This window comes from Micromonospora sp. NPDC049004 (assembly GCF_040649315.1).
Taxonomy (GTDB): domain Bacteria; phylum Actinomycetota; class Actinomycetes; order Mycobacteriales; family Micromonosporaceae; genus Micromonospora.
Window position 1 is genome coordinate 780317 of the sequence record NZ_JBEZFG010000002.1, and the last position, 26469, is coordinate 806785.

The window sequence follows — 26469 nt, forward strand, 5'->3', positions numbered from 1 at the left end:
TCCTGGAACCGCAGGAGTCGTGAGGCCGGAAGCCGAGTGCCGACTCGGCGGAACCAACGTGGGCCGGCCGCGAATGTCAGTAGGAGCCCACGCCCGCGAGGTCGCGGGAGTGAGCGCTGACGTCTGCTCCACGGCCACGAGGGCTCGACCGTTGCGAGGTCGACGGGGGCCCGCCCGCTCCCGTGTCAGCGAGGGGCAGCGTCGAATCGCCTGCGGCTGAGCGCGCGGAACCGGCACACCGTCGGTGCGCGGAACCCGTGAGGGGCCAGCCCGGAGGGCTGATGACCTCCACGAGCGACGAGAGCGCTCGCGGAGCAGTAGGTTGACCCGAGGCACCCTTCTCGGTCTTCGGCGCGGCAGCGGCTCACTGAGAGGGGCGCAGTGGGGCATCTGTTCGTCTGCCCGGAAGGGCGTTCGCCGCAGGATCGCTTCAGACCGATCCCGTTTCACGTGAAACGGCAACCGCTCGGCACCGTCCGCGAGGCCACGGGCACGCCGCCGAGGCCCCCGTCCCTCCGAGCGAGACCACTCCGACACCCCTTCATCAAGATGGTGACGACGGGGTGCGCCAGCAACGACTGAGGGGCGGAAAAGTTATCCACACCCGTTGTCCACAGGTACCCCTCGTTTCACGTGAAACCCCGCGTGAAAGCGGGTGCCAGCCTGTGGATGACGGCCTGTGTTCGCGATCTCGGCAGCCTGTGGATATCGCTCTGGCGGTCGGTGCCGACGGGAGCAGCGATTGACGAAGAGCACTGATCGGAAGGGTCGGGACCTGTCGAACAGGTAGGGACAGCGGTCCCAGACTCGGTTAGGGTCAGCGTCGTGCACGACACCCCTCCCTCAGTCCCGGACTTCACCCAGTGGCCCTCGTTCCCCTTCGAGGGCGACCTTCGCGTGAAGCAGCTCGACGACCCGGTCCCGGTCGAACCGCCACGCAAGGGCGAGGGCCTCCGGGAATGCACCGCCTGCAACGCGCCGGACGACGCCTACATCTGGGTGGGAGAGCGATGGCGGGTCCGCGCCATGGACCGGCCGACCGGCCTGCCGATGGTGCTCATCCTGGAATCGCGGACCCACCTCGACCTGGGTGACCTGCCGAATCTGCTCGCCGCCGAGCTGGGCGTGATGACGGTACGTCTTGAGCGGGCCATCCGGTCGTTGGACGGCGTGGCGCGGGTGCACGTCAACCGATGGGGCGACGGCTCCGCCCACCTGCACATGTGGTTCCTCGCTCGACCGTACGGCCGGCTTCAGTTGCGGGGGACCTTCCTGTCCCTGTGGGATTCGATCCTGCCGCCGATCTCCGAGGAGCAGTGGCGGGAAAATCTGGCGCTCGTCGCTGCCTGGCTCGCCGAGTTCGGTGGCCGGCCGTTGGCCGAGCCGCCTCGCATCCAGTGGCAGGCGCCGTCGAGCCTGCTGGCCCAGTCCGCCGCGGCGGCGGCCCATGCCGCAGCCGCCCAGGAGGAGACCGTGTCGGTCATCGAGGCGGCCGAGGAGATTCCGGAACCAGCAGTCGAAGGCAGCCCCGACGCCGCCGATGCCTCCGCCCCCGGCGCTGGCGGGGACGTGGGCGGCGGCCCGAAGGCCCCGGTCCTGGACGCCAACCGGGGAGCCATGCCCTCCGACGAGCCGGCGACCGACGTCGAGGCGGCGTCCACTGCCGCGTCGACGCCCTCCGACAGTCCGGCAGCCGAGGCCGTGGCCGATCCCGAGACGGCCCCCGAGTTAGCAGGCCATGAGCACCGCCCGGTCATCCCGGCTCCGCGCAGCGCCCCCACCATCGTCACCGACGACGGGCGCATCCCACCCGACGTGCGCACGACGCGCTGACCGTCGGTTCGGCAGTGGGTCGGCGAGAGGTCCGCGCGTAGGACACCCGCCGACCCACGGCTACGGGCCGTGCGACGGGTCGAGGGTGGGGTCAGGCCGTGAGACGGGCGGCGGCCCGGGTCACCAGCGAACCCAGGAGGCGGCCGAAGTCCAGGCCGGCGGCCTGGACGGCCAGCGGCAGCAGCGACGTCTCCGTCATGCCGGGCGAGACGTTGACCTCCAGCACGTGCGGCTGGCCGGCGGCGTCCACGATCACGTCGACCCGGGACAGGTCCCGCAGACCGAGCGCGGTGTGCGCGGCGAGAGCGACCTCGGCCACCGACGCGGCCACCTCCGGCTCCAGCCGGGCCGGAGCGTGCCACGTGGTTCGACCGGCGGTGTAGCGGGCGGCGTAGTCGTACACGCCGTTGCGCGGCACGATCTCCACCGGCGGCAGCGCCTGCGGGCCGTCCCCGAGGTCGATCACGGAGACCGCCACGTCCATGCCGGGCACGTACCGCTCCACCAGGGCCGTCGAGTCGTACGCGAAGCAACCGACCATCGCTGCCGGAAGTGACGCGGCGTCCCGGACCACCGCGGCGCCCAGACCGGAGCCGCCCTGCGTCGGCTTGACCATGAGCGGAAGACCGAGCCGGTCGGCGATCCGGTCCAGCACGGCGACCGCCCCCAGTTCGGAGAAGCGGTCGTGCGGCAGGGCCACCCAGTCGGGAGTGGGGATGCCTGCCTCGCGCAGGACCGCTTTCGCGGAGGGCTTGTCCCAGGCGAGTCGGGAGGCCCGGGCGTCACAGCCGACGTACGGGATGCCGCACAGGTCCAGCACCCCCCGCAGCGAGCCGTCCTCCCCGGTGGCGCCGTGCAGGGCGATCACTACCGCGTCCGGTGGGTCGGCCGCGAGGGCGGGCAGGAGTGCCACGTCGGCATCCCGCAGCTCGGCCTCGACGCCTACGGCACGCAGAGCGTCGAGCACCCGACGACCGGAGCGCAGCGACACGTCCCGTTCGTAGGAGAGCCCGCCGGCGAGCACCAGCACACGCAGGTCGGCCGCGACGGCGGAATCGGTCACGGAGAAGCGCTCGGCAGCGGTCGTACCCATGCCGGCATCATGCCAAGTCGGGACCCGGCACGTCGGAGCCGGGCCGGCCCCGACGGCCGGCGGCACCGCCCACGGCGCCGAAGACACGGCGCGTCGCGATCTCCTGCTCCATGACGCCGGCGAGTCGGCGGACGCCTTCGCGGATCCGCTCCGGGGGCGGGAAGCTGAAGTTCAGCCGCATGGCGCCGGTGCCCGTGCCGTCGGCGTAGAAGCCGGTGCCGGGCACGTAGGCGACCCGGGCGGCGATGGCGCGCGGCATCATCGCCTTCGAATCGAGCCCCTCCGGCAGGGTGGCCCACACGAAGAGGCCACCGGCCGGGGTCGTCCAGCTGGTGCCCTCGGGCATCAGATCGGCCAGCGCGTCGAGCAGCGCGTCGCGGCGTTCGCGGTAGACCTCGCGGTAGACCTTGAGCTGTTGCCGCCACGGCATGGTGCCGAGGTAGGTGGCCACGGCGGCCTGCGCGTAGCCGCTGGGGCAGAGGATCTGCGCCTCGCTCGCGATGACCAGCTTGTCGCGGACCGCGTGGGGCGCCAGGATCCAACCGACCCGCAGGCCGGGAGCGAACGTCTTGGAGAAGGTGCTGAGGTAGAAGACACCGTCGCGCCGCCGGGCCCGCAGCGGCGCCGGGGCCTCACCCTCGAAACCCAGCTGGCCGTACGGATCGTCCTCGATCACGAGCAGGCCGGCGCGCTCGCAGATGTCGAGCACGCGTTCCCGGCGCTCCTCGCTGAGCGTCACGCCGGCCGGGTTCTGGTAGGTGGGGATGGTGTAGAGGAACTTGACCCGCCGGCCGGTACGCGCGAGGTCGGCGATCGCCGTCTCCAACGCCTCGGGGATCAGCCCGTCGGCGTCCATCGGCACGTGCACCACCTGCGCCTGGGCGGCCTGGAACACCCCGAGGGCGCCGACGTACGTCGGGCCCTCCGCGAGCACCACGTCACCGGGGTCGAGGAAGAGTCGGGCCACCAGGTCGAGCGCCTGCTGCCCGCCCACCGTGACCACCACGTCCTCCGGTGAGGCACCGCACGCGGCGTCGATCCCGGAGAGCGACATGACCTCGCAGATCCGCTCGCGCAGCTCCAGGGTGCCCTGCCCGATGCCGTACTGCAGGGTGGTCACCCCGTGCTCGGAGCCGAGGCGGCCCAGCATCTCGCCGACCGCGTCGAGCGGCAGCGCGGCGATGTACGGGGCGCCACCGGCAAGGGAGACGACCTCGGGTCGACTGGCCACCGCGAAGAGTGCTCGGATCTCGGAGGCGGTCATCCCGCGTACCCGCCGGGCGTACCGGTCGGTGTAGTCGTCGAGTGTCGTGCCGGTCATGACCTCACCTCGATCGCTGCTCGGGTGGCTCCCGCCCCGGGTACCCCGCACGCTCCTGACCATGGCGACGGGACACCGATTGTCGATCCTAGTCGGCCGTGACCAGGCTGCCGCCGTGCCGGGACGGATCGACCACATGGCGGACGTCCCCGGTGTGGTGGGCATTTGCGCGTCCCCTCCCGTCCGGTCGATCGGCGGCGTACGATCGCTCGTCGGGGGCAGGAAGGCGGCACTGTCGTTCCATGCCGGCCTCACGACCGAGCCTATTGTGGGGATGCGCCATATGTCGCGACGTCTGGTCAGCCTGACCCTCGACACGCTGGAGGACCTTCCGCGCCCCTGCCGCCAGTGCGTCTACTGGGAGCTGGATCCGGTCTCGGCCGATCGGGCCTGCGCCGCCGGCGACCCGGGCCTGGAGAAGGAGGCGTGGGTCTCCCAGACCCTGCTGGAGTGGGGCTCCTGCGGCAAGCTCGCGTACGTCGACGGCATGCCGGCGGGCTTCGTGATGTACGCCCCGCCCGCCTACGTGCCCCGCTCGATGGCCTTCCCGACGTCGCCGGTCTCCGCCGACGCCGCCCTGTTGATGACCGCCAACGTGGTCGCCGCGTTCGCCGGCGGCGGGTTGGGTCGCATGCTGGTGCAGGGCGTCGCCCGGGACCTGACCAAGCGGGGGATCAAGGCGATCGAGGCGTTCGGGGACGCCAAGTTCGGTGACGCGGACGATCCGGCGGGCGGGTGCGTGGCGCCGGCCGACTTCTTCCTCTCCGTCGGCTTCAAGACGGTACGTCCGCATCCCCGGTTCCCCCGACTGCGCCTCGAACTGCGTACGGCCCTGAGCTGGAAGTCCGACGTCGAGTACGCGCTGGAGAAGCTGCTCGGGTCGATGAGCCCGGAGACCCTGCTCCGGCCGGTCCGGCCCGCCCCGGCCACCCGCTCCACCAGCGGCTGACGCGGCACGGTCGTCAGTCGACCACCGTGCCGGCGGTCACCACCGCGCGCAGCTCGCTGACGTCGAGGGAGCCGGTCGGCACGTCCCGTTCGATCGGGTAGTACATCCGCTGCACCGCGGCCACGATCGCCTCCACCACCCGGTCCCGAAAGCGGGGGTCGACGAGCCGGGCGCGGTCCACGGGCGAGGTGAGGTAGCCGACCTCGACCCGGACCGCCGGCATCCGCGTCAGCCGCAGCAGGTCCCACGCCTTGGCGTGCGTACGGCAGTCCCGCAGCCCGGTCCGCGCCACGATCTCCCGCTGCACCAACCCGGCCAGCCGCTCACCTGTCGCCGACGTCACCCCGTTGTCGGTGCCGTAGTGGTAGGTCGCCACCCCTTCCGCGTCCGGGTTGGCGTGCCCGTCCAGGTGCAGCGAGATGAAGACGTCGGCGCCGAGCGAATTCGCCAGCAGCGCCCGGTCGGTGTCCGGCAGGCACTTGTCGGGCGCGGGACCGCGGGTGAGCTGAACCCGCACCCCGGACGCGGCGAGCCGCCCCTCCAACCGGCTCGCCAGGTCGTGTACGAGGTCCGCCTCCGTCCAGCGCAGCGGCCCGTCCGGCACCACCATGCCCGGATCGGTGCCACCGTGGCCGGGGTCGATGACCACCGTCTTGCCGACCAGCGCCGGCCCGGACTGGCGGATCGCGTCGGACTCGCGCAACCACTGGGGGCGGCCGCCGACGACCTTGCGACCGATCCGGCGCAGCGCGTCCATGGTGTGCGGCCCGCAGGAGCCGTCGGGGGTGAGCCCGACCTCGCGCTGGAACTGGGCCACCGCACGGGAGGTCCGGATGCCGTAGATGGCGTCGGCGCGGCCGACGTCGTACCCCATCTCCAGCAGTCGTTCCTGCAGCGACCGGACGTCCTCGCCGGTGAGCGGCTCGGGGATCGCGTGGTAGAGGGTGCGGGCGCCGAGCCGCCAGCGTGCGGCGTCCAACGCGCCCCAGGTCTCCGAGCCGACCCGGCCGTCCACGCTGAGCCCACGGGACTGCTGGAACGCCCGGACCGCGCGCTCGGTGTCCAGGTCGAATTCGTCGGTGTGCGGACCGGCGGCGGCGAGCAGGTCGAGGCCGGTGAGGATGGTACGGATCTCCGTGACCGCGGGTCCCCGGTCTCCGGCTCGGATCGGACGCACGCACGACCCCCTCTGCACGAATCTGGCTGGCCGGGCGGCCCCGGCTTGAGGTTATGCGCTCCGGGGCGGCCAGGTGGCTCGGCCTGGAAAAACTCCGTCCGTGCCGACCGGGGAGACAGCGAACCCCGCACCCGACGAGCGGGTACGGGGTTCGGTGGTGCCTGGGCGGATCAGAGGGCCGACTCGATGAGCCGGACCAGCTCGCCCTTCGGCTTGGCGCCGGCGATCGACTGCACGGGCTGGCCGTTCTTGAAGACGGTGAGGGTCGGCACCGACATGACCCGGTAGGCCCGGGCGGTCTCCGGGTTCTCGTCGATGTTGAGCTTGACGATGGTGACCTGGTCGCCCATCTCGCCCGCGATCTCCTCGAGCAGCGGCGACACCTTGCGGCACGGCCCGCACCACTCGGCCCAGAAGTCCACCAGCACCGGCTTGTCGGCCTGCAGCACGTCAGCGACGAAGCTCGCGTCCGTGACCGCCTTGGTATTTCCCACTATTGCCCTCCTCCGGGATGTGTTTCCTGTTTCAGCTGAGCGTCGCGATGAACCGCTCGGCGTCGAGCGCGGCGGCACAGCCGGTGCCGGCCGCGGTGATCGCCTGGCGGTAGGTGTGGTCGACCACGTCACCGGCGGCGAAGACGCCGGGCACGCTCGTCCGGGTGCCGGGCGCCTGGACCTTCACGTAACCCTCGTCGTCCAGCTCGACCTGGCCCTGGAAGAGCTCACTGCGCGGGTCGTGACCGATGGCCACGAACACGCCTGTCACGTCGAGCACCTTGGTCTCGCCGGTGTGCACGTTGCGGACCCGTACGCCGGTGACCTTGCCGTCGGCGCCCAGGACCTCTTCGACCGTGCTGTTCCACTCGACCTTGATCTTGTCGTTGCTCAGCGCCCGGTCGGCCATGATCTTGCTGGCCCGGAACGAGTCCCGCCGGTGGATGATGGTGACCGAGTCGGCGAAGCGGGTGAGGAAGCTGGCCTCCTCCATCGCCGAGTCACCACCGCCGACGACGACGATGTGCTGGTTGCGGAAGAAGAAGCCGTCACAGGTGGCGCACGAGGAGACACCGTGGCCGAGGTATTCCTGCTCACCCGGCACACCCAGCGGACGCCAGGCCGAACCGGTGGAGAGGATGACGGAGCGGGCCCGGTAGGCGGTCTCGCCGACCCACACGGTGCTCACCGCGCCGGAGCCGGCGTCGCCGGTGTCGACCAGCTCCACCCGGGTCACGTCGTCGGTGAGGAACTCGGCGCCGAACCGCTCGGCCTGCTTGCGCATGTTGTCCATCAGCTCGGGGCCGAGGATGCCGTCGGCGAAGCCCGGGAAGTTTTCCACCTCGGTAGTGGTCATCAGCGCGCCACCGGACTGCACGCCCTCAATGATCAGCGGCTTCAGGTTGGCGCGCGCCGCATAGACCGCCGCCGTGTAACCGGCCGGGCCGGAGCCGATGATGATCAGGTTGCGGACCTCGTCCACTGCCGTCTCCCGAGTTGTGTGTGTTCGGCGTCGGCGCGCGCACCGATGCTGATCCGAGTGCCGACGCCTGGGGGGTGCCGGCAGCTGACTTCCAGAACGTCATCGTACGAAGCGGGGATTCCCGAGCCGGGCATCCGGTGGGTCACGTCACGTGGACGCACATCGCACCGATGACCGCGGATTCACCCTACCCGCGACGAATACCGGCTGTCCGAGCCGGACCCGGGTACACCACACTCGGGGCCGCTCACCCACGCCCAACGGACCCCCGTCGCGTCGGTGAACCGGATGACCAGCGCCTGCTCGCCCTGGAACCGTGCGTAGTCGATCACCTCGACGACCAGCGGGGCCGAGCCGTGCTCCGCCGCCACGGCCGACAGGCAGCCGGTCAACGCCGCCTCGCCGCTCAGCCGGGCCAGCTGGTCCGATCCGTCAGGGGCCGGCCGTCGACCCCCTTCGGCGTCCACCCCCTGCTGCTCGCTGCGGCCGTCGCTGCCGTTCCCCAGCAGCGGCGACGGCCGTGTGGTCGCCGTCTGGCCGAGAGTCTGCGGGGTGTAGTCGGTTCCGCTGTGCAGCGCGGGCCCGGAGGTGCGGGCCGCCCCGGCCGCTGCCGCACCTGGTGCGGCGGCCGGGCGGTCCATGGCGCCGCTGTCCGTGGTGTTCGTCGACAGTTGCGCAAGGCCCAGACCGACAGCGACGACAGCGACAGCCGCGGCGGCCACCGGAGTGACGGTCCGAGCCCAGCGGCGGTGCCGGCGACCCGGGCCGGTGGCTCTGCCGCGCCCCGACTCGGTCGGCGACGGGCCGCCGGGGCGACGGCCGCCCTGCGCCGGGACACTGACCGGCGTCGCGGGAGCAGTCAGCTCGGGCGAGCCGGTGGCGCCGCCGAGGGTGGCCGGGGCGTCGTCAGTCGGGGTGTCGGCCGCGGCCAGCGCGGCGGAGATCCGTTCGGCGACGGCCGGGGGCAGCTCCGGGGAGGGCTCGGCCCAGCGGGCCAGCTCGGCGCGGACCTGCGTCACCGCGGGAGCAAGCAGCGCGTACGCCTCTGCCCACGCCGGCTCCGTGTCGACCAGCCGGGCGATCCGGGCCTGCTGTGGTGTGCCGTCCAACGCGCCGCCGAGGTAGTCAGCGAGCAGGTCGGTGTCGACCTCCCTGAACCCCTCGTTCGTCACGCGTCCTCCTGGTTGGCGTCCTGCCGGTACCGAACCGACCCTGATCCGACGCCCTCGGCCGGGCGCGGGTTCCCCGGCGTGACGCCGGGCACGTCCGCGTTCCGTCCGGCCGGGGTCGGCTGCGACGGCGTCGCCGGCCGCAGGTGCCCGAGCAGCACCGCCAACCGTGCCCGCCCCCGCGCGCAGCGGCTCTTCACAGTCCCCTCGGCGACACCGAGGATGCGGGCCACCTCGGCCACCGGGTAACCCTGCACGTCCACCAGCACCAGGGCGGCCCGCTGCTCGATCGGCAGCGCGGCGAGCGCGGCGCGGACGACAAGCGCCGTGTCGTGGTCCTGTGCGGGCGCGGCCGGCTCGACACAGCCGGTGCCGGATCCGTCGCCGGACCGGTTGCCGTCGGGTAGTGGCACGGTGGGGTGCGCCTGCCGGCGTCGGATCCGGTCCAGGCAGGCGTTCACCACGATGCGGTGCAGCCACGTGGTGACTGCGGAGTCGCCACGGAAACGGCCAGCCGCCCGGTGTGCCGACAGAAGGGCGTCCTGGAGGGCGTCGGCGGCCTCCTCGCGGTCGCCGAGCGTCCGCAGGGCCACCGCCCAGAGCCGGTCGCGGTGCCTGTGGAACAGCACCGCGAAGGCGTCCCGGTCACCGGCGACGTGGGCGCGCAGCAGCTCGAGGTCCGTTGCCGCGTCGCGCCCGTCCATCACCACGTCCAGCGGATGCGGTGCCCGGGTCGTGCTGGCCGGATCACGAACCCTGGACCGTAATCTCCTGCACGCCGAGCCGGAAGCCGTCCTCGTCGCCGATGGCCGGCAGCTCGGTGAACCAGAGCAGCAGGTAGCGGTACTTCTGGTCGGCGTTGAAGCCGTTGAAGGTCATCGTGGTGCCGTCGTGCTCCTTCAGGACACCGATCTCGGTCTTGTAGTTCGCCACCATCTGCTTGTCGCCGCCGGAGGTCGACGGGTAGGTGGTCGTGCCGGCGAGCAGCTTCGCGGTGGCGCCTCGACCGGAGAGCACGGCCTGCACCGACTTCACCGTGTGCGGCGAGCCCAGGTCCAGCCAGACACCCATGCCGGCCTTGAGGTTCCCGTACGTGGCGTTCGGGTAGCGGTCGGTCTCCCAACCCTTGTCGTTGTCACCGTCGATGATCTTGTCGGCGCCGCCGAGTTCGTCGCGCTTGCTGCTGTCCGGGTCGATGATCCGGATGCCCTGCACGCCGAGGTTGCGGACCGTGGCGGCCGCCGGGGTGGCGTCGCCGGCCGGAGCGCTGGCGGTGGGCGTGGGCCCGGCGGTGTTCTGCGGGTCCTTGTCGCCGTCGCCGAGCGCGCTGATCCCGATGAGCAGACCGACCAGGGCGACCGCCAGCAGGCCGGCGATGCCGATGGCGACCTTGCGACCACCGGCCGCGGCCAGCGGCGACGGCTCGTCCTCGGTGTCGGCGGCGAAGCGCAGTGGCCCACCGTTGTCGAGGTAGTGCTCCTCCTCGGTGGGCACGTCCAGCCGGGCCAACTCGGCCGCCAGCACGTCGGACGACGGCGGCGCGATCTCGGCGTCGAGCAGATCCATGGTCAGGTCGTCCAGGTACGCGGGCACCCCGGCCCGAACCTGGCGGGGTGCCGCGAGGGTGCCTCCGGCGTCCCGGACCGCGTCCGGGATGGCGGCCCGACCATGGCCGGCGGTGGCGCCGCGCAGCGGTGCCTCGGCGTGCGGCCAGTGACCGGTCAGTGCGAAGTAGAGGACGCCGCCGACCGCCCGGATGTCACTCTCCTGGCTGTCGTCGCCGTCGGTGCGCGCGTCGGCCAGGACCACGCGACCCTCGTCGCTGATCATGACGGTGCCGGGGTGGACGTTGCCGTGCACCATTCCGGTGGCGTGCACCGCGGCGAGCGCGCTGGCGACGGCGTTGCCGATCGCGGTGGCCCGTGCCGGGTCCAACGGACCGTCGGCGGCCAGGTCGCGCAACGACTGACCGTCCACCCACTCACGGACCACGTACGCCCGCTCGGCCTCGTCGATGGCGTCGTAGACGCCGACCAGGTTGGGGTGGATGACCCGGCTCGCCGCGACGGCGGCCTGGAGCATCTCGGTGGCGGAGTCGCCACCCGGGTAGCGCAGCACCACCGCGACGGGGCGGCGCAGGATGACGTCGACCCCGCGCCAGACCAGCCGACCCGCGCTGTCGTTGTTGATGTGCTCGACCAGCTCGTAACGCTCGGCGAGAATTTCACCGGCCGTGGGAGCACCGAAGGTCATGACCGGAGGAGCGCTCTCGTCCGCCTCCTGACCCTCGCCGACCTGGGTCACCCGTCCTCCCTCGGTGATCGTGTCGATCGATGGACCCGCACTGCTGGGCATGTGGCTTCCCGCTCTGCCGTCGAAGGAACCGGCCAACCGGTGTCGACGCGCAGCGTCGGCGCCTGCCGTACCCGTCGAGAGCGACCTTACCCGGGTTGCCCGTCTCCCCGACATGTCATCTTCTTGCCGTACCCGGCGGGGTGCCGGAAGTCGGGGAAGTCGTCCGGTTACGACCGTTGTCAGCCACGTTGCTGGCACATGTACTAGCCAATCTACGGCTTCACCGCAAGTGACCGACGTTGGGGCTGGACCTGGCGTGGTGCCCTCCGCCAACCGCCTGTTCCCGCCGATCGGGCGACCACGCTCAGCCGTACGGCTGGTTATCCACAGGCCGATCCGGTTGCTGACCGGCGAATCGCGGAGTTATCCACAGGTGCGTCCCCAGCCTGGTGATCCGCTGTCACGTTCCGTGTGGCTGTGACTCTCGGTTGCCCGTCTCCTTGCGCTCAGCGACCGAGGCGGCGGCGGACCATGCCGACGACCTCGGTGATCTCCCCGATCCGCAGCACCGTGGCGAGACCGAGGTACGTCCCGCCGATCACCGCGCCACCGATGACGAGTTGGACCACGGCCTGCATCCAGCTCGGCGTGTCGCCCCCGGGCAGCAGGCTCACCACCAGCAGGCCGACCAGGGCGGAGCCCAACGCGGCCACGACGACCCGGCCGAGGGTACGCAGGATGGCGCCCATCCCGATCCGGCCGACCCGGGGCCGCAGCAGCCAGGCGGAGGCGAACGCCGCCGCCAGGTAGGACACGGCGTTACCGATCATCATCCCGGCCGCCGCGAAGTGTGCGGCGAAGGCGACGTAGAGCACCACCTGCACCCCGATGCGCAGCGCCACCACCGGAATGTTGATCAGCGCCGGGGTGCGGGTGTCCGGCAGGGCGTAGAAGGCGAAGGTGAAGAGCTGACTGATCGCGAACGGCACCAGCGCCAGCGCCGCGAGCAGCAGCACCAGTGAGGTGTCCGCGGCGTTCTCGTCGGTGAACGCGCCGTAGCGGAACAGCGTCACGGCCAGCGGGGTGGCCAGCACCGCGTAGCAGACCGCGATCGGGGCGAGCACCGCCGAGACGGTTCGGGTGCCGCGGGACAGGTCGGCGGCGACGTCGGCGTACCGGCCGTCGGCCGCCGCCGCGCTCATCCGGGGCATCAGCGCCGTGATGATCGAGACGGCGATGATGCCGTGCGCCATCATCAGCAGCAGGAACACGTTGTTGTAGATCAGTGGGCCGGCGGCGTTCTCCTTACCGGCCCGGTTCAGCAGGTTGAACAGCACGATCAGGCCGACCTGGCTGACCGCGACGTAGCAGAACATCCAGCCGCCGAGGCGGCCCAGCTCACGCAGCCCGAGGGTGCGGAAGTCGAACCGGAGCTTCCAGCGGAAACCGACCTTGCGCAGAGCTGGCAGCAGCCCGGCGGCCTGGATGGCGACACCGAGCAGGGTGCCGCCGCCGATCAGCAGGATCCGGCCGGTGGTCATCTCGTCCGGCTTGACGATCGTCGCGCCGAAGATCGTGATGTAGAGGCCCGCCGTGGCGATCACCACGATGTTGTTCAGGATCGGCGCCCACATCGGGGCGGCGAAGTGCCCCCGGGTGTTGAGTACCGCGCTGATCAGCGCGCTGAGGCCGGTGAAGAAGATCATCGGCAACATCAGGTAGGACAGCGCCGTGACCAGATCCCGGAAGTCGGCTCCGGTCTTCTTACTGGCGTAGAGCGAGGTCAGCACGGAGGCGAAGGCCACCGCCACCAGCGCCGCCGCGGCCAGGGCCAGCACCGCGAGGGTCAGCAACCGCTGGGCGTACGCCTGGCCGCCGTCGCTGTCGACCTTGCGCCGGCGCACCAGAACCGGGATCAGGACACTGGTGAGGATGCCGCCGAGCAGGAACTCGTACACCATCCCGGGCAGGATCTGCGCGGTCGTGTACGCGTCACCGACCAGCGCGCCGCCCAGCGCGGCGGTCAACGCGAGCGTGCGCAGGAAGCCCGTACCCCGGCTGACCAGGCTGCCGACCGCCATCACCGCGCTGTTGGCCGCCGCGCTCGCCTCGCCCACCTGCTCCTGCGGCGGGGCGGTCGACTCCATGGCCGGCTGGTTCAGTGGTTCGGCCGAAATGAACGTGGCGCCGTCGGAGGGGCGGACGTTGGCTCCCGCACCGCCGTCCCGCGCGGCGTTCGCGCTGCGGTAGAGCCCGCCGCTCATCTCCAGCCTCCCAGGGGTACGTCGAGCCGGGCGCCGACCCGCACGTCACAGACCATAGTCAACCCCTGCCCGTTACCCGCGCCCGGCGGATCGGATCACACCCAGGCCCGATAAGCTGGCGATCCCATGTCCGAAGCCTCCGCTCCTCACGCCGCCGACCGCCGCGAACTCACCGCCGCGCAGCGCAACGCCGTCGCCGAACTACTCCGGGTCTCGCCGGTCGCCGACGAGTTGGGCCGCCGCTTCGTTCGCGCTGGTCACGAGCTGCACCTGGTGGGCGGTTCGGTCCGCGACGCCCTGCTCGGCCGGCTCGGCGACGACCTGGATTTCTGCACCGACGCCCACCCCGACGAGACGTTGCGGATCATCAAGGGCTGGGCCGAGTCGATCTGGGAGACCGGCCGGGAGTTCGGCACCATCGGCGCTCAGCGCGACGGCCTCCGGCTGGAGATCACCACCTTCCGGGCCGAGTCGTACGACCAGGTCAGCCGCAACCCGGTGGTGGTGTACGGCACCAGCCTCGACGAGGACCTGAAGCGGCGTGACTTCACCATCAACGCGATGGCCGTCAGCCTGCCGGAGCACCGCTTCACCGACCCGCACGGCGGGCTGGACGACCTCTCGGCCAAGGTCATCCGTACGCCGAGCACCCCGCGTGAGTCGTTCGGTGACGACCCGCTGCGGATGCTGCGCGCGGCCCGGTTCGCCGCCCAACTGCGCTTCGCCGTCCACCCGGACGTGCACGCGGCGATGACCGGGATGGCCGCCGACCTGGACCGGATCACCGCCGAGCGGGTGCGGGACGAGTTCACCAAGCTGCTCTGCGGCGCCGACCCGATCACCGGGCTGCGGCTGCTTGTCGACACCGGGCTGGCCGAGCGGTTCCTGCCGGAACTGACGGGCCTGAAGCTGGAGATCGACGAGCACGCCCAGCACAAGGACGTGTACGAGCACACGCTGACGGTCGTCGAGAACGCGGTCTCCTTCGAGGAGGAGGGCTGCGACTTCATCCTGCGGATGGCCGCCCTCATGCACGACGTGGGCAAGCCGGCCACCAAGGCCGTCGGGTCCGACGGTCGGGTCAGCTTCCACCACCACGAGGTGGTGGGCGCGCGGCTGACCAAGGCCCGGATGAAGGCCCTGCGCTACCCCAAGGAGATCACCGCGAAGGTGACCGCGCTTGTTGCGCTGCACCTGCGTTTCTACGGGTACGGGCGGGGCGAGTGGACCGACTCGGCGGTGCGCCGCTACGTCGCCGACGCCGGCGACCTGCTGCCCCGGCTGCACAAGCTGACCCGCTCGGACTGCACCACCCGCAACCGTCGTAAGGCCGCGCAGCTCGCCGCCGACTACGACGCGTTGGAGGACCGGATCGCCCGGATCGCCGCCGAGGAGGACCTGGCCCGGGTGCGTCCCGACCTGGACGGCAACGCGATCATGGAGCTGCTCGGCGTACCGCCGGGGCCGGTCGTGGGGCGGGCCTGGAAGCACCTCAAGGAACAGCGTCTGGAGCACGGCCCGCTGGACCGCGACGCCGCCGAGGCGGAGCTGCTGCGCTGGGCCAACGAACAGGGTATTCGGTAGTCCGGTAAGGACTCCGGAGACGGCGGGCCGGGTGAATATCCAATGTTGTCCACCGAACGGATGAAGCCTCAGCATTGGCGCTCATAGACGATGGTGCAACATTCACCAGCGCCTGTCAGGCGCCGCAGGATTGCGGGCCTCATCGATGATCCATCGTGGGTGGGCGCTGGTCTGCTTACGGGGAGTACATGTGATTTTCAGCCGTGGCGTGACATACCGAACGGCGGCGGTGGGCCTGGTGCTCGCCTCAGTGACAACTTTGACGTCCGTCCTCACCACCGTGCCGGCGATGGCCGAGCCGGGTGGGGCGCAGCTTCCCTCCGCTCCGCGTACCCCGGCCGATTCGCCGAATGACCAGGCGGACGCGGTCGTGCCCGGTCGCTACATCGTCGTGTTGAAGGACACCAAGGCAACCCCTGCGCAGACCCGCGCGGCGGCGACCGCACTGTCGCGAAACAACGGCGGGGCGGTCCGGCAGGTCTTCACCCGCACTCTGCGGGGCTACTCCGCCCAGCTGAGCGCGACGCAGGCGAAGCGGTTGGCGGCAGACGAGGACGTGGCGTCGGTCCAGCCGGTGCGGCGTTACCGGGCGAGTGGTACGCAGACCAACCCGCCGTCGTGGGGTCTGGACCGGATCGACCAGGTCACGCCGGCACTGAACAAGACGTACAGCTACCCTTCCGCGTCGGCGAGCGGCGTCACCGCGTACGTGATCGACACGGGCATCAAGATCGACCACCAGGATTTCGGGACCCGGGCCTCGTACGGCTACGACGCCGTCGACGACGACACGGTCGCCGAGGACTGCGAGGGTCACGGCACACACGTCGCCGGCACCCTCGGCGGCAGCACCTACGGCGTCGCCAAGGATGTCAAATTGGTGGCGGTACGGGTGCTCGACTGTTCGGGCAAGGGTGACACCGAGACGATCCTGGCCGGGATCGACTGGGTGACGGCCAACGCCGTCAAGCCAGCCGTCGCCAACATGAGTCTCGGGACCGTCTTCGGCCGTGACCCGGCCATGGAGCAGGCGGTGGCCACCTCCATCGCCTCCGGGATCACCTACGCGGTCGCCGCCGGCAACAGCTACGACGACGCCTGCAACTACTCACCGAGCGCGTTGCCGACGGCGATCACGGTGGGCGCGACGGACCGGATCGACATGCGCGCGACCTTCTCGAACTGGGGTTCGTGCCTTGACACGTTCGCCCCGGGCGTGGGCATCACCTCGGCGGGTATCGCCAGCCCTACCGCATCCCTGGTCGGCGACGGCACCTCCATGGCGTCGCCACATGTGGCCGGCGCTGCGGCACTGCGGCTGGCCGTCAGCCCCACCTCGACCCCGGCCCAGGTACGGGACTACATCGTGACCAGCGGTATCTCGGGGGCCGTGCTCGGCACGACGGGTTCCCTGGACCGGCTGCTCTACGTCGGACCGGCGGTGACGACCCGCAGCGACGTCGGCCTGCGGGCCCGGACCAACGACAGCCTGGTGACCGCGGAGTCCGCTGGCACCAAGCCGCTTGTCGCGCGCGGCGCCGTCCTCGGGGCGTGGGAGAAGTTCGACCTCGTCGCTGCCGGCAGTGGGCTTGTCGCCCTGAAGGCGAAGGTCAACGGCAAGTTCGTCACCGCGGAGTCCGCAGGCACCAAGCCGCTGATCGCCCGTGGCACGGCCATCGGGGCCTGGGAGAAGTTCCAGCTGCTCAACAACACCGACGGCAGCGTCAGCCTCAAGGCGCAGGTCAACGGCAAGTTCGTTACCGCGGAGTCCGCAGGCACCAAGCCGCTGATCGCCCGTGGCACGACCATCGGTGCCTGGGAGAAGTTCGACCTGGAGTCGCCGAACCCGGTGATCAGCCTCAAGGCGTCAGCGAACGGCAAGTTCGTCACCGCGGAGAATGGCGGGACCAAGCCGCTCATCGCCCGCGCCACCGCACCGGGTGCATGGGAGAAGTACGAGCTGGTCGACCTCGGATACCAGTACTACGCGCTGCGGGCGCTGGTCAACAACAAGTACGTGGCCGCCGGGGCCAACCCGTTGCTCGCAAGTGGCACGGCGATCACCGACTCGACCGTCTTCTACGTCATCGACCACAACGCCGACGGAACGGTCCATTTCGGTGCGTACGTCAATGACAAGGCCGTGACGGCCGAGAGCGGCGGTGGCAAGCCGCTCATCGCGAACCGGAACATCGACTGGTCCAGCCCCACCTACGGGCTCGGGCCCTGGGAGAAGTTCACCATCGGGCTCGCCTGACCAACAGCCCTCTCTACCGACGCCGGTCGGTCCGCTGGGTCCAGCGGACCGACCGGCGTTTGGCTGGCCCAGCCGTGGCCTGCCTGACGCCGCCGAACCGTTCGGCTCGGCGGCGTCACTGCTTACCGGACGATGGAGTCCGATCAGCGGGTGCTCGGGACGACCGCGTTACCCGCCGTCGGCGTTCCGCCCCGCGTCGCCGAATCGGCGGCGCGAGCGGCGTCGTCGTCGGCACGGGCGCCGAGTCGGCCCAGCAGACCGGCCAGGTCGATCCCGGTCAGGTCGCTGCCGAGCTGAAGTCCCTGGGCGACGTTGCCGGCCACCGACTTCGTCAGCGACGACGCGCCGTCGGTGGAGATGACTGTCATCTTGTCGATCGCCCCGATCGGAGCGCTCGCCGCCTCGACGACCTGCGGCAGCACCTTGACCAGGAGGTCCAGCACCGCGGCCTCGCCGTACGCAGCGAAAGCCTCGGCCTTGCGGGCCATCGCGTCGGCCTCGGCCTGGCCTCGCGCCTGGATGGCCGCGGCCTCGGCCGTACCCTCCCGCTCGACCGCCTCCGCGATCGCGGAGCGCCGCCGCTGCTCGGCCTCACCCTCCTTGGCGCCCTCGATCGCGTTCGCCTCGGCGAGCGCGGCCCGCCGGGCGCGCTCGCCCTCACCGGTGAGCCGTGCCTGCTCGGCGGAGGCCTGCGCGGCGGCGATGACGGCCTGGCGCTGCGCGTCGGCGCTCAGCACCGCCGCGTTGCGGGCCGCCTCGGCCTCCTGCTCCACCTTGTACCGGGCGGCGTCGGCCGGCTTGCGCACCTCGGTGTCCAGCTGACGCTGCTTGAGTTCGGCGTTGCGCTCCGCGACCTTCTGCTGCTCGGAGAGGATCGCCTGGTCCCGCTCGGCCTGGGCGAGCGGCCCGGCTGCGGCCGACTTGGCCTTCGCCGCATCGATCTCCGCCTGGATGCCTGCCTGCTTGAGGGCCAGGTTCCGGTTCGCCTCCGCGATGGCCTCCTCGGCGAGCAGCCGCTCCTGCTCGGCCTGCTGGCGGGCCCGCGCCTCGGCGATCGCCGCGTCCTTGAGCACCCGGGCCGCCTCGGGTCGCCCCAGGTCCTGGAGGTACGAACCCTCGGCGAGGATGTCCTGCAGCTGGAAGGTGTCCAGCACGAGACCCTGGTTGGTCATCGAGTGCTCGGCCTCCTCGGCCACCGCGCTGGCGAACGCCGCTCGGTCCCGGATGACCTCCTCGACGGTGAGCCGGCCGACGATCGAGCGCAGCGCGCCGGCCAGCACCTCCCGGGTGAAGTTGTCGATCTCGTCCTGCTGGTGCAGGAACCGCTGCGCGGCTGCCCGGATCGCGTCCTCGGTCCCGCCGACCTTGACGATCGCCACCCCGTGCAGGTCGGCGCGGATGCCCTGCTTGCTGACCGCGCCCCGGATGCCGACGTCGATCCGCCGGCTGGACAGGTCGAGCGACTGGAGCTTCTGCACCACCGGCAGCACGAAGACCGAGGCGCCCAGCACCACCTTCTGCCCGGAATTGTCGGTCGACCGGGCACCGTCGGCGGTCTGCGTGGTACGGCCCTTGCGGCCGGTGACGATGAACGCCTCGTTCGGTCCGGCCACCTTGATCCGGGAGAGAACGAAGAACACCAGGACGAGCGCGAGGAGAACCGCACCACCGATGGCGATGAGTAGGGCCATATGAGGAGTCCCGTCTATGAGGGGGAGGTCAGTAGGTTTCTACGTGCACGCTGGTCTCGCTGAGCGCCTGCACGACGAAGACCTGGGCACCGATCGGGATCGGCTGGTCCGCGCGGGCGCTGAGCTTGACCGGTTGGCCGGCGAGGCGAATGCGGACCTCGCCGTACCCGTTGGCTGGCACCGGAGTGACGACCAGGCCGAGCGCGCCGACCAGGTCGTCACGGGTGGGGGTGGGGTCGGTGCGCATGTTGCGCGCCGCCCGACTGAGCCGCGACGCCAGCCACGCCGTGGGCACGGCCGCGAGCAGGCCGCCGGCCGCCGCACCCGCGATCAGCGCGGGGGTACGCGCGCCGAGCAGCTCGTTGACGATCGCCCCGCCGAACCCGAAAGCGCCGGCGAACCCGGCGACCGTCTCGGTGGAGATCGGCCCGTCCACGTCGGCGTGCCCGAAGTGCAGCAGTTCGCTGCCGAGCAGGGCGAGTGCCAGCACGCCGACACCCGCCCCACCGATGATCAGAAAGATGAGCGTCCCCGTGGCCACGACCCGCACGGTATCGACGTGGTGCAAGGTTCAACGGTCGCGCTCGACGCGGAGATGAATCTTTCCCGAGCTGATCGAAAACAGGGCAGCGCCGGATGGCTCGGGCGCGTTATCTTCTCCGCCGCCGGCAGATCGTCCCGGTCAACGCGCATCGAGAGGACCTGCCCGTGGCCGACCCGACCCTCCCGAACATCGTGGTCGTCTTCTACATCGTCAGCCTGGCGTTGACCGCAGTCGCGCTGCTGGGCGTCGCGGTCACCTCGTTCGCCACCACATCCCGGGTCGATCGGGTACTGGCCGGCATCGGTGGTGCTCTCGCCGGCTACTACGCCTACTACCTGCTCAGCTCGAACGACGAAACTGTCGTGCTTTTCTACGGGGCTGTGCTGCTCCCCATCTACGCCGGCCGCAAGCTCTATCTGGGTTTCCGCGACCGCGACCGGGCACAGGCAGAACGGGCCGCGGCGAAAGAAGCCGTCCGGGCCGCCGAGGAATGGCGTTCGACCCGACGCTGGTAGCCGGAGGGGTAGCGACGTACGGGTCGGGGAGAATGGGTGGATGCGCTGGACCGTGCTCGACTCACCGATCGGCGAGTTCTCCGTGGCCACCGACGGCACGAACGTCTGTGGCGCGGCCTTCGGGCGGGTCGGGGCGGCGGCCGACGAGCCCGGCGACGCGTTGTCCCGGCAGGTGATGACCGAACTGCGGGCGTACTTCGCGGGTGAGCTCACCGCTTTCACCGCCCCGGTGTCGATGCCGCGCGGCTCCGAGTTCGAGCGGGCGGTGTGGCGGGAGATGACGCGCATCCCGTACGGCGAGACGCTGACGTACGGCGAGGTGGCGCGGCTGGTCGGCGATCCCGGTGCGGCGCGGGCGGTGGGGGTGGCCTGCAACCGCAACCCGATCCCGGTGATCGTGCCCTGTCATCGGATCGTCGGCGCGGGCGGCAAGCTTGTCGGCTTCGGCGGAGGCCTGCCCCGCAAGGTCACGCTGTTGGAGCTGGAGGCGAGCGTCGCGCTGCGCCACGCCTGGTCCTGACGGCGTCGCTCGCAGGTCCATCGGCTGATCGTTGGCTGCTGAGCAGTTCGACACGCCGAGCACCATGCTGCCGAGCCGCCACCGATCGCCGCACTGCGGTGCCAGACGCGGCGAGGGGCCGGGTCCGACAGGACCCGGCCCCTCGGCCGTGCTGGTGCTCAGCGGGTCAGCGCTCGACCTCGCCGGCGATGAACTCCTCGACGGCCTGGTGGGCGTCGTGGTCGGCGTACTGCACCGGCGGGGACTTCATGAAGTACGACGAGGCCGACAGGATCGGGCCGCCGATCTTCCGGTCCAGGGCGATCTTCGCGGCGCGCACGGCGTCGATGATGACGCCTGCCGAGTTCGGCGAGTCCCACACCTCGAGCTTGAGCTCGGCGTTGAGCGGGGTGTCACCGAACGAGCGACCCTCGAGGCGGATGTACGCCCACTTGCGGTCGTCCAGCCACGGCACGTGGTCCGACGGGCCGATGTGCACGTCGCTCTTGCTCATCTCGTGCGGGATCTGCGAGGTGACCGACTGGGTCTTCGAGATCTTCTTCGAGACGAGCCGCTTGCGCTCCAGCATGTTCATGAAGTCCATGTTGCCGCCGAAGTTGAGCTGGTACGTGCGCAGCAGCTCGACGCCGCGGTCCTCGAAGAGCTTCGCGAGGGCGCGGTGCACGATGGTGGCGCCGACCTGGCTCTTGATGTCGTCACCGACGATCGGCAGGCCGGCGTCGGTGAACTTCTGGGCCCACTCCGGGTCGGAGGCGATGAAGACCGGCAGGGCGTTGACGAACGCGCAGCCGGCGTCGATCGCGGCCTGGGCGTAGAACTTGGCGGCCTGCTCGGAGCCGACCGGGAGGTAGCAGACGACGACGTCGACCTGCGCGTCGCGCAGCGCCTGCGCCACGTCGACCGGGGTGGCGTCCGACTCCTCGACGATCTCGCGGTAGTACTGGCCCAGACCGTCGAAGGTCGGGCCGCGCTGCACGGTGACGCCGGTCGGCGGCACGTCGCAGAGCTTGATGGTGTTGTTCTCGCTGGCGACGATCGCCTCCGCGAGGTCCATGCCCACCTTCTTGGCGTCCACGTCGAATGCCGCGACGAACTCCACGGCGTTGACGTGGTAGTCGCCGAAGGCGACGTGCATGAGACCCGGGACGCGGTCGTTCGGGTTGGCGTTCCGGTAGTACTCGACGCCCTGAACCAGGGACGAGGCGCAGTTACCCACACCGACGATGGCGACGCGGACGGAGCCCATAGCGTCTGCCTCCTTCTTTTCTGTCACGGCCGCTCTTTCCTGGTCTCTCCAGGCGGAGGCGGGCTGTTGTCTTCTCGTCGGCCGCCGGCTGTCCCGATGTTCGGGACCGTCGGGGCTCGGCCGGAGCGCTCGTTGGCGATGAGCTCCTCCAGCCAGCGGACCTCGCGCTCACAGGCATCAAGACCGTGGCGCTGCAGTTCCAGCGTGTAAGCGTCGAGGCGCTCGGCCGCCCGGCCCAGCACGTCACGAAGCCCTTCGCGACGCTCCTCGATCTTGCGGCGGCGACCCTCCAGAATGCGGAGTCGGGTCGCCTGGTCGGTCCGGGCGAAGAACGCGAAGTGCACCCCGAAGCCCGTGTCGTCGTACGTCTCGGGCCCGGCCTGTGCGATCAGCTGGGCGAAGCGTTCCTTGCCTTCCGCGGTGATTTTGTAGACCACCCGACCTCGTCGGCTGGTCAGCGCGGGAACCTCCTCGGCGGTGGCGGGCGTCTCAGCAGCTTCGGTGATCCATCCCGCCGCCTGGAGCCTGCGTAGCGTGGGATAGAGCGAGCCGTAGCTGATCGCCGCCCGGATCGCGCCGAGTTTGGCGGTCAGCTCCTTGCGCAGCTCATAGCCGTGCATCGGAGACTCCTGCAGGAGGCCGAGGATGGCGAATTCGAGCACGGGCCACCCTCTCTTTACCCTCCGGCGCGGAGCGGTAACCGCCGCGATGTATCGGACCGATACATCGCACGTTAGCGGGTCGCGTGGGCCAGGGCAAACCCCCGTTCCGGGGTCCTTCCGTCACGGATCGTTACCGTGGTCGCCTCGTCGAGCCGGACCGCGTACCCTTCTCCGCATGCGTACGCAGCGCCAGGTCGTCGACTACTCGCTTCAGAAGCGAGCAGTGCTGCGTGAGCTCCTGGCCGGCCGGGTCGGCACGTACGACGTGTGCGACGCGTCGCCGTACCTGAAGAACGCTGCCCGGTTCCACGGTGAACCGACCGACCGTCGATGCCCCATCTGTCGCAGCGAGAATCTGACTCTCGTCCACTACATTTACGGGGACGAACTCAAGCAGTCCGCCGGACAGGCCCGGACACTGGCCGAGCTGCCCGTGCTGGCGATGACGCTACGTGAGTTCCAGGTCTTCGTGGTGGAGGTGTGCCTCGGCTGTGACTGGAACCATCTCGTCGAGCAGTACCTGCTCGGCCGGGACGGTCTCACGGGTGATGGCGACGGTGCTGGCGGCAGCGAGCAGGACGCGGCGGGCGCCGGGAACGTGGGTCGGCGGAGGCGAGAGGCGCAACGGTGATCTCAGTTGGTTCGACCGGCTCCGGGGCCGTGCACATCGCCCGGGACGGTCGACCACTCGTTGGTCCGATTGGCCCCATTGATACGGCAATGACCTTGGCGAGCCGGCACCCCCGTGCCGGCGTCCCGGGTGAAACAACTCACGGCAACCCGGTGGCGGCGCAGTCGCGCCCCACCGCGACCGGCAGGGTGTGAGGAATGAACTCGTACGGCGATCCCAGTTCTGCGCGCGGGCGGGCCCAGTACCCGGGCCCGAACGGCGACCCCGGACCGGGCGCGGACGACGCGTACCGCCGGCCCGGAGGTGACTCCCGGGCAGGCGGCTGGTCCGCCTCGGAGCCTGCGGCGCCCCCCGGTCGTGCCTCTGTGACACCGCCGGCCGCCGGTGGTCGCGCGTCGGTGGGTGGTTCGGCGTCCGTGCCGCCACGTGGCGGTGCCGCGGCCGGATCCGCGTCGGTGGGTTCGGCCACGCCGGGCGGCGGCGGCCGAGCCTCGGTGCCCGTGTCGCCGGCGCCGGGTGCGGCTGCCGGACGTGCCGGCGCGGGCCGCGCCTCCGTGCCGGTTTCCCCGGCGCCGGGCGCACCCGCGGGCCGGGCGCGGGTCGGCACCGCCGCCGTCGGCGCCGCCTCGGCGGGCCGGGCCAGCGTCGGTTCAGCGTCGGTGGGTGGCCGCGCCGCGGTCGCTCGGGCGAGCGTCTCGCCGGTATCCGGTGGACCGGGCGGCCCCGGTGGTCCTGGTGGGCCGAACGGGCCGGGCCGAGGTGGGCGAGGCGGCCGTGGTGCGGGCGACCCCGCCGCAGCGGCCAAGGCCAAGAAGCGCAAGCGGATGAACCTGCTGATCGCCGGGTTCGCCGTCTTCATCATGCTCGCCGGTGTCGGCGTGGTCGGGTTCACCTACTACTCGACGAACGTGGTCATGCCAGACGAGATCACTCCGCCGCAGGCGACCACCCTCTACGCGTTCGACAACAAGACGATCATCGCCAAGGTCGGTACCCAGAACCGCACGCTGGTCACGATCGAGCAGATCCCGGAGTACGTGCAGCACGCGGTCGCGGCCGCCGAGGACCGCAACTTCTACCGGCACTCCGGTGTGGACTACAAGGGCATCGTCCGGGCCGCATGGAACAACGTCTCCGGCGGTGATAAGCAGGGCGCCTCGACGATCACGCAGCAGTACGCCCGCAACGCGATCGAGAACCTCAAGGACGACACCTACGGCCGGAAGGTCAAGGAGGCGATCTTCGCCTCCAAGCTCAACGACGAGTACACCAAGCCGCAGATCATGCAGCACTACCTGAACGTCATCTACTTCGGCCGCGGCGCCTACGGCATCGAGGCGGCGGCGCAGACCTACTTCGGCAAGTCGGTGTCGAAGCTGACTCCGGCCGAAGGCGCGGTGCTCGCCGCCCTGATCAAGCAACCGGAGCCCAGCGCGACGCACCAGGGCTACGACCCGGCGATCAACCCGACGGACGCCCAGGACCGCTGGAACTACGTGATCGACGGCATGGTCAAGGAGGGCTGGCTGAGTGCGGCCGAGCGGCCCACCGAATATCCGTTGAAGAGCATCAAGAGCCCGAAGAAGGGCGGCGTCGGGCTCGACTACGGCGTCGACACGCCGTACGGCAACGTCATCAACTACGTCCGGGACGAGATGCGGGACAAGGGCATCTGCGTCGACAAGGACGAGCAGGTGACGGAGGCCAAGCCCCTGTGCACGCAGGCGTTGATGGCCGGTGGTTACCGGATTCGCACCACCATCGACACCAAGATGCAGGCGGCGGCGGTCGAGACGGCCCAGCGCAAGACCAAGGGCTCCGAACTGAGCGATCAGCCGTCCAACCTCATGGCCGCGGTGGTCTCGGTTGATCCGGAGAACGGGCGGGTGGTCGCCTACTACGGCGGCGACAACGGCACCGGCACCGACTACGCCGGCAAGAACACCGACTCCAACGGGGCGATCAGCGGCGGCCACTCACCAGGCTCGAGCTTCAAGATCTATACCCTCGCGGCCGCGCTCAAGGCCGGAAAGGCACTCGAGTCCCGGTGGAAGGGCAAGGCGTTCACCCCGGAGGGCACCAAGTTCAAGGTCAGCAACGCTGGTACGGATGACCCGAGCTGCCACAACTCCTGCACGCTCAGGGTGTCGACGCTCAAGTCGCTGAACGTGCCGTTCTACTACGTCACCCAGGAGATCGGCGCCGACAAGGTCGTCGACATGGCCAAGCAGGCCGGCGTCACCACCATGTGGCGCACGGACACCAACCCGGCCAAGGCGTACGACCTGACGAAGGCCGACCCGAAGGACATCACGCCCAACCCGTTCTTCAACGTGGTCGGCTACGGCCAGTACCCGATCACCGTGCTGGACCACGCCAACGGCGTCGCCACCTTCGCCAACGGCGGCGTCTACAACAAGGCGCACTTCCTCTACTCGGTGGAGAAGCAGAACCCGAACACCGGCAAGTGGGACAAGGTGTCCAGCGAGAAGCTCGATTCGAAGCGCCGGATCGACAAGGACGTGGTCGCCGACGTCACGTCGGTGTTGAAGGACTACCCGGCTGCGGTCAACCACCGGCTCGATGACGGCCGCAAGGCTGCCTCCAAGACCGGTACCTGGGAACTCAAGGGCGACAGCTCCGACAACGGCGACGCCTGGATGATCGGCTACACGCCGCAGTTGGCCACCGCGGTCTGGGTGGGCAACGTGAAGGACCGCAAGCCACTCATCCTCAAGGACAAGCGCAAGGTCAGTGGTGGAAACCTCCCGGGTGACATCTGGGAGCGGTACATGAACGAGGCGCTGAAGGGCAAGGACAAGCTCGACTTCCCGGCCGCGGCGAACATCGGCGACCCGAACTCCGGCAACGGTGAGGCAGCACCTCCGCCGCCGCCCCCGGACCAGCCGGGTGGGCCCGGTCAACCCGGTGGGCCGGGCGGACCGACCTGTGACCCGCTGACCAACCCGTTCTGCCCGCGTACCGACGGCAACACCGGCGGCAACGGCCCCGGCGGTCCGGGCGGCCCCGGCGGTCCCGGGAATGGCGGAAACGGTGGTGGGCTGCTGCCCGGGCTGACACCCACCACGCGGGACTGACCCGCACCACGCACGACGCCGCCGCCGGCTGGACGAACCCGTCCGGTCGGCGGCGGCGTTTTCCGTACGCGAAGCTGCCCGCGACGGCACGTCCGAAGGTCACCCAGATTCGGTCCCTCAGGTGCGGCGTGCGGACGCTCACAG

21 protein-coding genes are annotated in these 26469 nt (G+C 70.6%); 8 read left to right on the forward strand and 13 right to left on the reverse strand.

Annotated elements, in window-relative coordinates:
• Positions 1–825 precede the first annotated feature (825 nt).
• Positions 826–1833, forward strand: a complete 1008-nt coding sequence (locus AB0B97_RS08455; protein WP_357491721.1) for a hypothetical protein — start codon at positions 826–828, stop codon at positions 1831–1833.
• Positions 1834–1924: 91 nt separating this feature from the next.
• On the opposite strand, the gene AB0B97_RS08460 is transcribed toward AB0B97_RS08455, so the two are convergent.
• Both AB0B97_RS08460 and AB0B97_RS08465 read right to left on the reverse strand, forming a co-directional pair.
• Positions 1925–2926, reverse strand: coding sequence for a D-alanine--D-alanine ligase (locus AB0B97_RS08460; protein ID WP_234588688.1), 1002 nt, complete (start codon positions 2924–2926; stop codon positions 1925–1927).
• A 7-nt stretch (positions 2927–2933) separates the two neighbouring features.
• Positions 2934–4247 (reverse strand): PLP-dependent aminotransferase family protein, encoded by a 1314-nt coding sequence (locus tag AB0B97_RS08465; protein WP_234588687.1) that lies wholly within the window; start codon positions 4245–4247, stop codon positions 2934–2936.
• Positions 4248–4530: 283 nt separating this feature from the next.
• Between AB0B97_RS08465 and AB0B97_RS08470 the strand changes: the two genes are divergently transcribed.
• Complete coding sequence (locus AB0B97_RS08470; RefSeq protein ID WP_234588686.1) at positions 4531–5196, forward strand: GNAT family N-acetyltransferase; 666 nt, start codon at positions 4531–4533, stop codon at positions 5194–5196.
• A gap of 13 nt (positions 5197–5209) precedes the next feature.
• Here AB0B97_RS08470 and AB0B97_RS08475 read toward each other — a convergent pair whose 3' ends face one another.
• From AB0B97_RS08475 to murJ, 7 genes are all read right to left on the reverse strand, one after another.
• Entirely contained in the window at positions 5210–6373 is a 1164-nt protein-coding gene (locus AB0B97_RS08475) for an N-acetylmuramoyl-L-alanine amidase (RefSeq protein WP_234588685.1), read from the reverse strand.
• Between the two features lie 170 nt (positions 6374–6543).
• Positions 6544–6867: a thioredoxin gene (gene trxA / locus AB0B97_RS08480; protein WP_007453873.1), complete on the reverse strand. Its 324-nt coding sequence runs from the start codon at positions 6865–6867 to the stop codon at positions 6544–6546.
• A gap of 31 nt (positions 6868–6898) precedes the next feature.
• Positions 6899–7849, reverse strand: a complete 951-nt coding sequence (gene trxB, locus AB0B97_RS08485; RefSeq protein ID WP_234588684.1) for a thioredoxin-disulfide reductase — start codon at positions 7847–7849, stop codon at positions 6899–6901.
• A 182-nt stretch (positions 7850–8031) separates the two neighbouring features.
• Positions 8032–9021 (reverse strand): hypothetical protein, encoded by a 990-nt coding sequence (locus AB0B97_RS08490; RefSeq protein WP_357491725.1) that lies wholly within the window; start codon positions 9019–9021, stop codon positions 8032–8034.
• Positions 9018–9722, reverse strand: coding sequence for an RNA polymerase sigma factor SigM (gene sigM, locus AB0B97_RS08495; protein WP_357491727.1), 705 nt, complete (start codon positions 9720–9722; stop codon positions 9018–9020). Before sigM ends, AB0B97_RS08490 begins: the two co-directional genes overlap by 4 nt.
• A 43-nt stretch (positions 9723–9765) precedes the next feature.
• Entirely contained in the window at positions 9766–11373 is a 1608-nt protein-coding gene (locus AB0B97_RS08500; protein WP_357491729.1) for a protein kinase family protein, read from the reverse strand.
• Between the two features lie 446 nt (positions 11374–11819).
• Positions 11820–13577, reverse strand: a complete 1758-nt coding sequence (murJ, locus tag AB0B97_RS08505) for a murein biosynthesis integral membrane protein MurJ (RefSeq protein ID WP_357491731.1) — start codon at positions 13575–13577, stop codon at positions 11820–11822.
• A gap of 126 nt (positions 13578–13703) precedes the next feature.
• Here murJ and AB0B97_RS08510 point away from each other — a divergent pair, with 126 nt between their 5' ends.
• Positions 13704–15161 (forward strand): CCA tRNA nucleotidyltransferase, encoded by a 1458-nt coding sequence (locus tag AB0B97_RS08510; RefSeq protein ID WP_234588678.1) that lies wholly within the window; start codon positions 13704–13706, stop codon positions 15159–15161.
• A gap of 208 nt (positions 15162–15369) precedes the next feature.
• On the forward strand, positions 15370–17418 hold the full coding sequence (locus AB0B97_RS08515) for a S8 family serine peptidase (protein WP_357491733.1): 2049 nt from the start codon (positions 15370–15372) through the stop codon (positions 17416–17418).
• A 143-nt stretch (positions 17419–17561) separates the two neighbouring features.
• On the opposite strand, the gene AB0B97_RS08520 is transcribed toward AB0B97_RS08515, so the two are convergent.
• Positions 17562–19109, reverse strand: coding sequence for an SPFH domain-containing protein (locus AB0B97_RS08520; protein WP_234588674.1), 1548 nt, complete (start codon positions 19107–19109; stop codon positions 17562–17564).
• Between the two features lie 28 nt (positions 19110–19137).
• Positions 19138–19659 carry a hypothetical protein gene (locus AB0B97_RS08525; RefSeq protein ID WP_357492091.1) on the reverse strand — a complete coding sequence of 174 codons (522 nt, stop codon included), beginning with the start codon at positions 19657–19659 and terminating at the stop codon, positions 19138–19140.
• Positions 19660–19745: 86 nt separating this feature from the next.
• Here AB0B97_RS08525 and AB0B97_RS08530 point away from each other — a divergent pair, with 86 nt between their 5' ends.
• Together AB0B97_RS08530 and AB0B97_RS08535 are read left to right on the forward strand one after the other, a co-directional pair.
• On the forward strand, positions 19746–20168 hold the full coding sequence (locus AB0B97_RS08530; RefSeq protein WP_357491736.1) for a hypothetical protein: 423 nt from the start codon (positions 19746–19748) through the stop codon (positions 20166–20168).
• Positions 20169–20208: 40 nt separating this feature from the next.
• Positions 20209–20688 (forward strand): methylated-DNA--[protein]-cysteine S-methyltransferase, encoded by a 480-nt coding sequence (locus tag AB0B97_RS08535; protein WP_357491738.1) that lies wholly within the window; start codon positions 20209–20211, stop codon positions 20686–20688.
• A gap of 166 nt (positions 20689–20854) precedes the next feature.
• Here the strand turns inward: AB0B97_RS08535 and AB0B97_RS08540 are convergent, their stop codons facing one another.
• Positions 20855–21934, reverse strand: a complete 1080-nt coding sequence (locus AB0B97_RS08540; RefSeq protein WP_234588668.1) for an inositol-3-phosphate synthase — start codon at positions 21932–21934, stop codon at positions 20855–20857.
• A gap of 23 nt (positions 21935–21957) precedes the next feature.
• Entirely contained in the window at positions 21958–22596 is a 639-nt protein-coding gene (locus tag AB0B97_RS08545; protein WP_074315526.1) for a PadR family transcriptional regulator, read from the reverse strand.
• Positions 22597–22771: 175 nt separating this feature from the next.
• Here AB0B97_RS08545 and AB0B97_RS08550 point away from each other — a divergent pair, with 175 nt between their 5' ends.
• Together AB0B97_RS08550 and AB0B97_RS08555 are read left to right on the forward strand one after the other, a co-directional pair.
• The gene (locus tag AB0B97_RS08550) at positions 22772–23227 is read left to right on the forward strand and encodes a DUF5318 domain-containing protein (RefSeq protein WP_357491741.1); all 456 of its coding nucleotides are present in this window, start codon (positions 22772–22774) and stop codon (positions 23225–23227) included.
• Positions 23228–23424: 197 nt separating this feature from the next.
• Positions 23425–26325 carry a transglycosylase domain-containing protein gene (locus AB0B97_RS08555; RefSeq protein WP_357491743.1) on the forward strand — a complete coding sequence of 967 codons (2901 nt, stop codon included), beginning with the start codon at positions 23425–23427 and terminating at the stop codon, positions 26323–26325.
• Positions 26326–26469 lie beyond the last annotated feature (144 nt).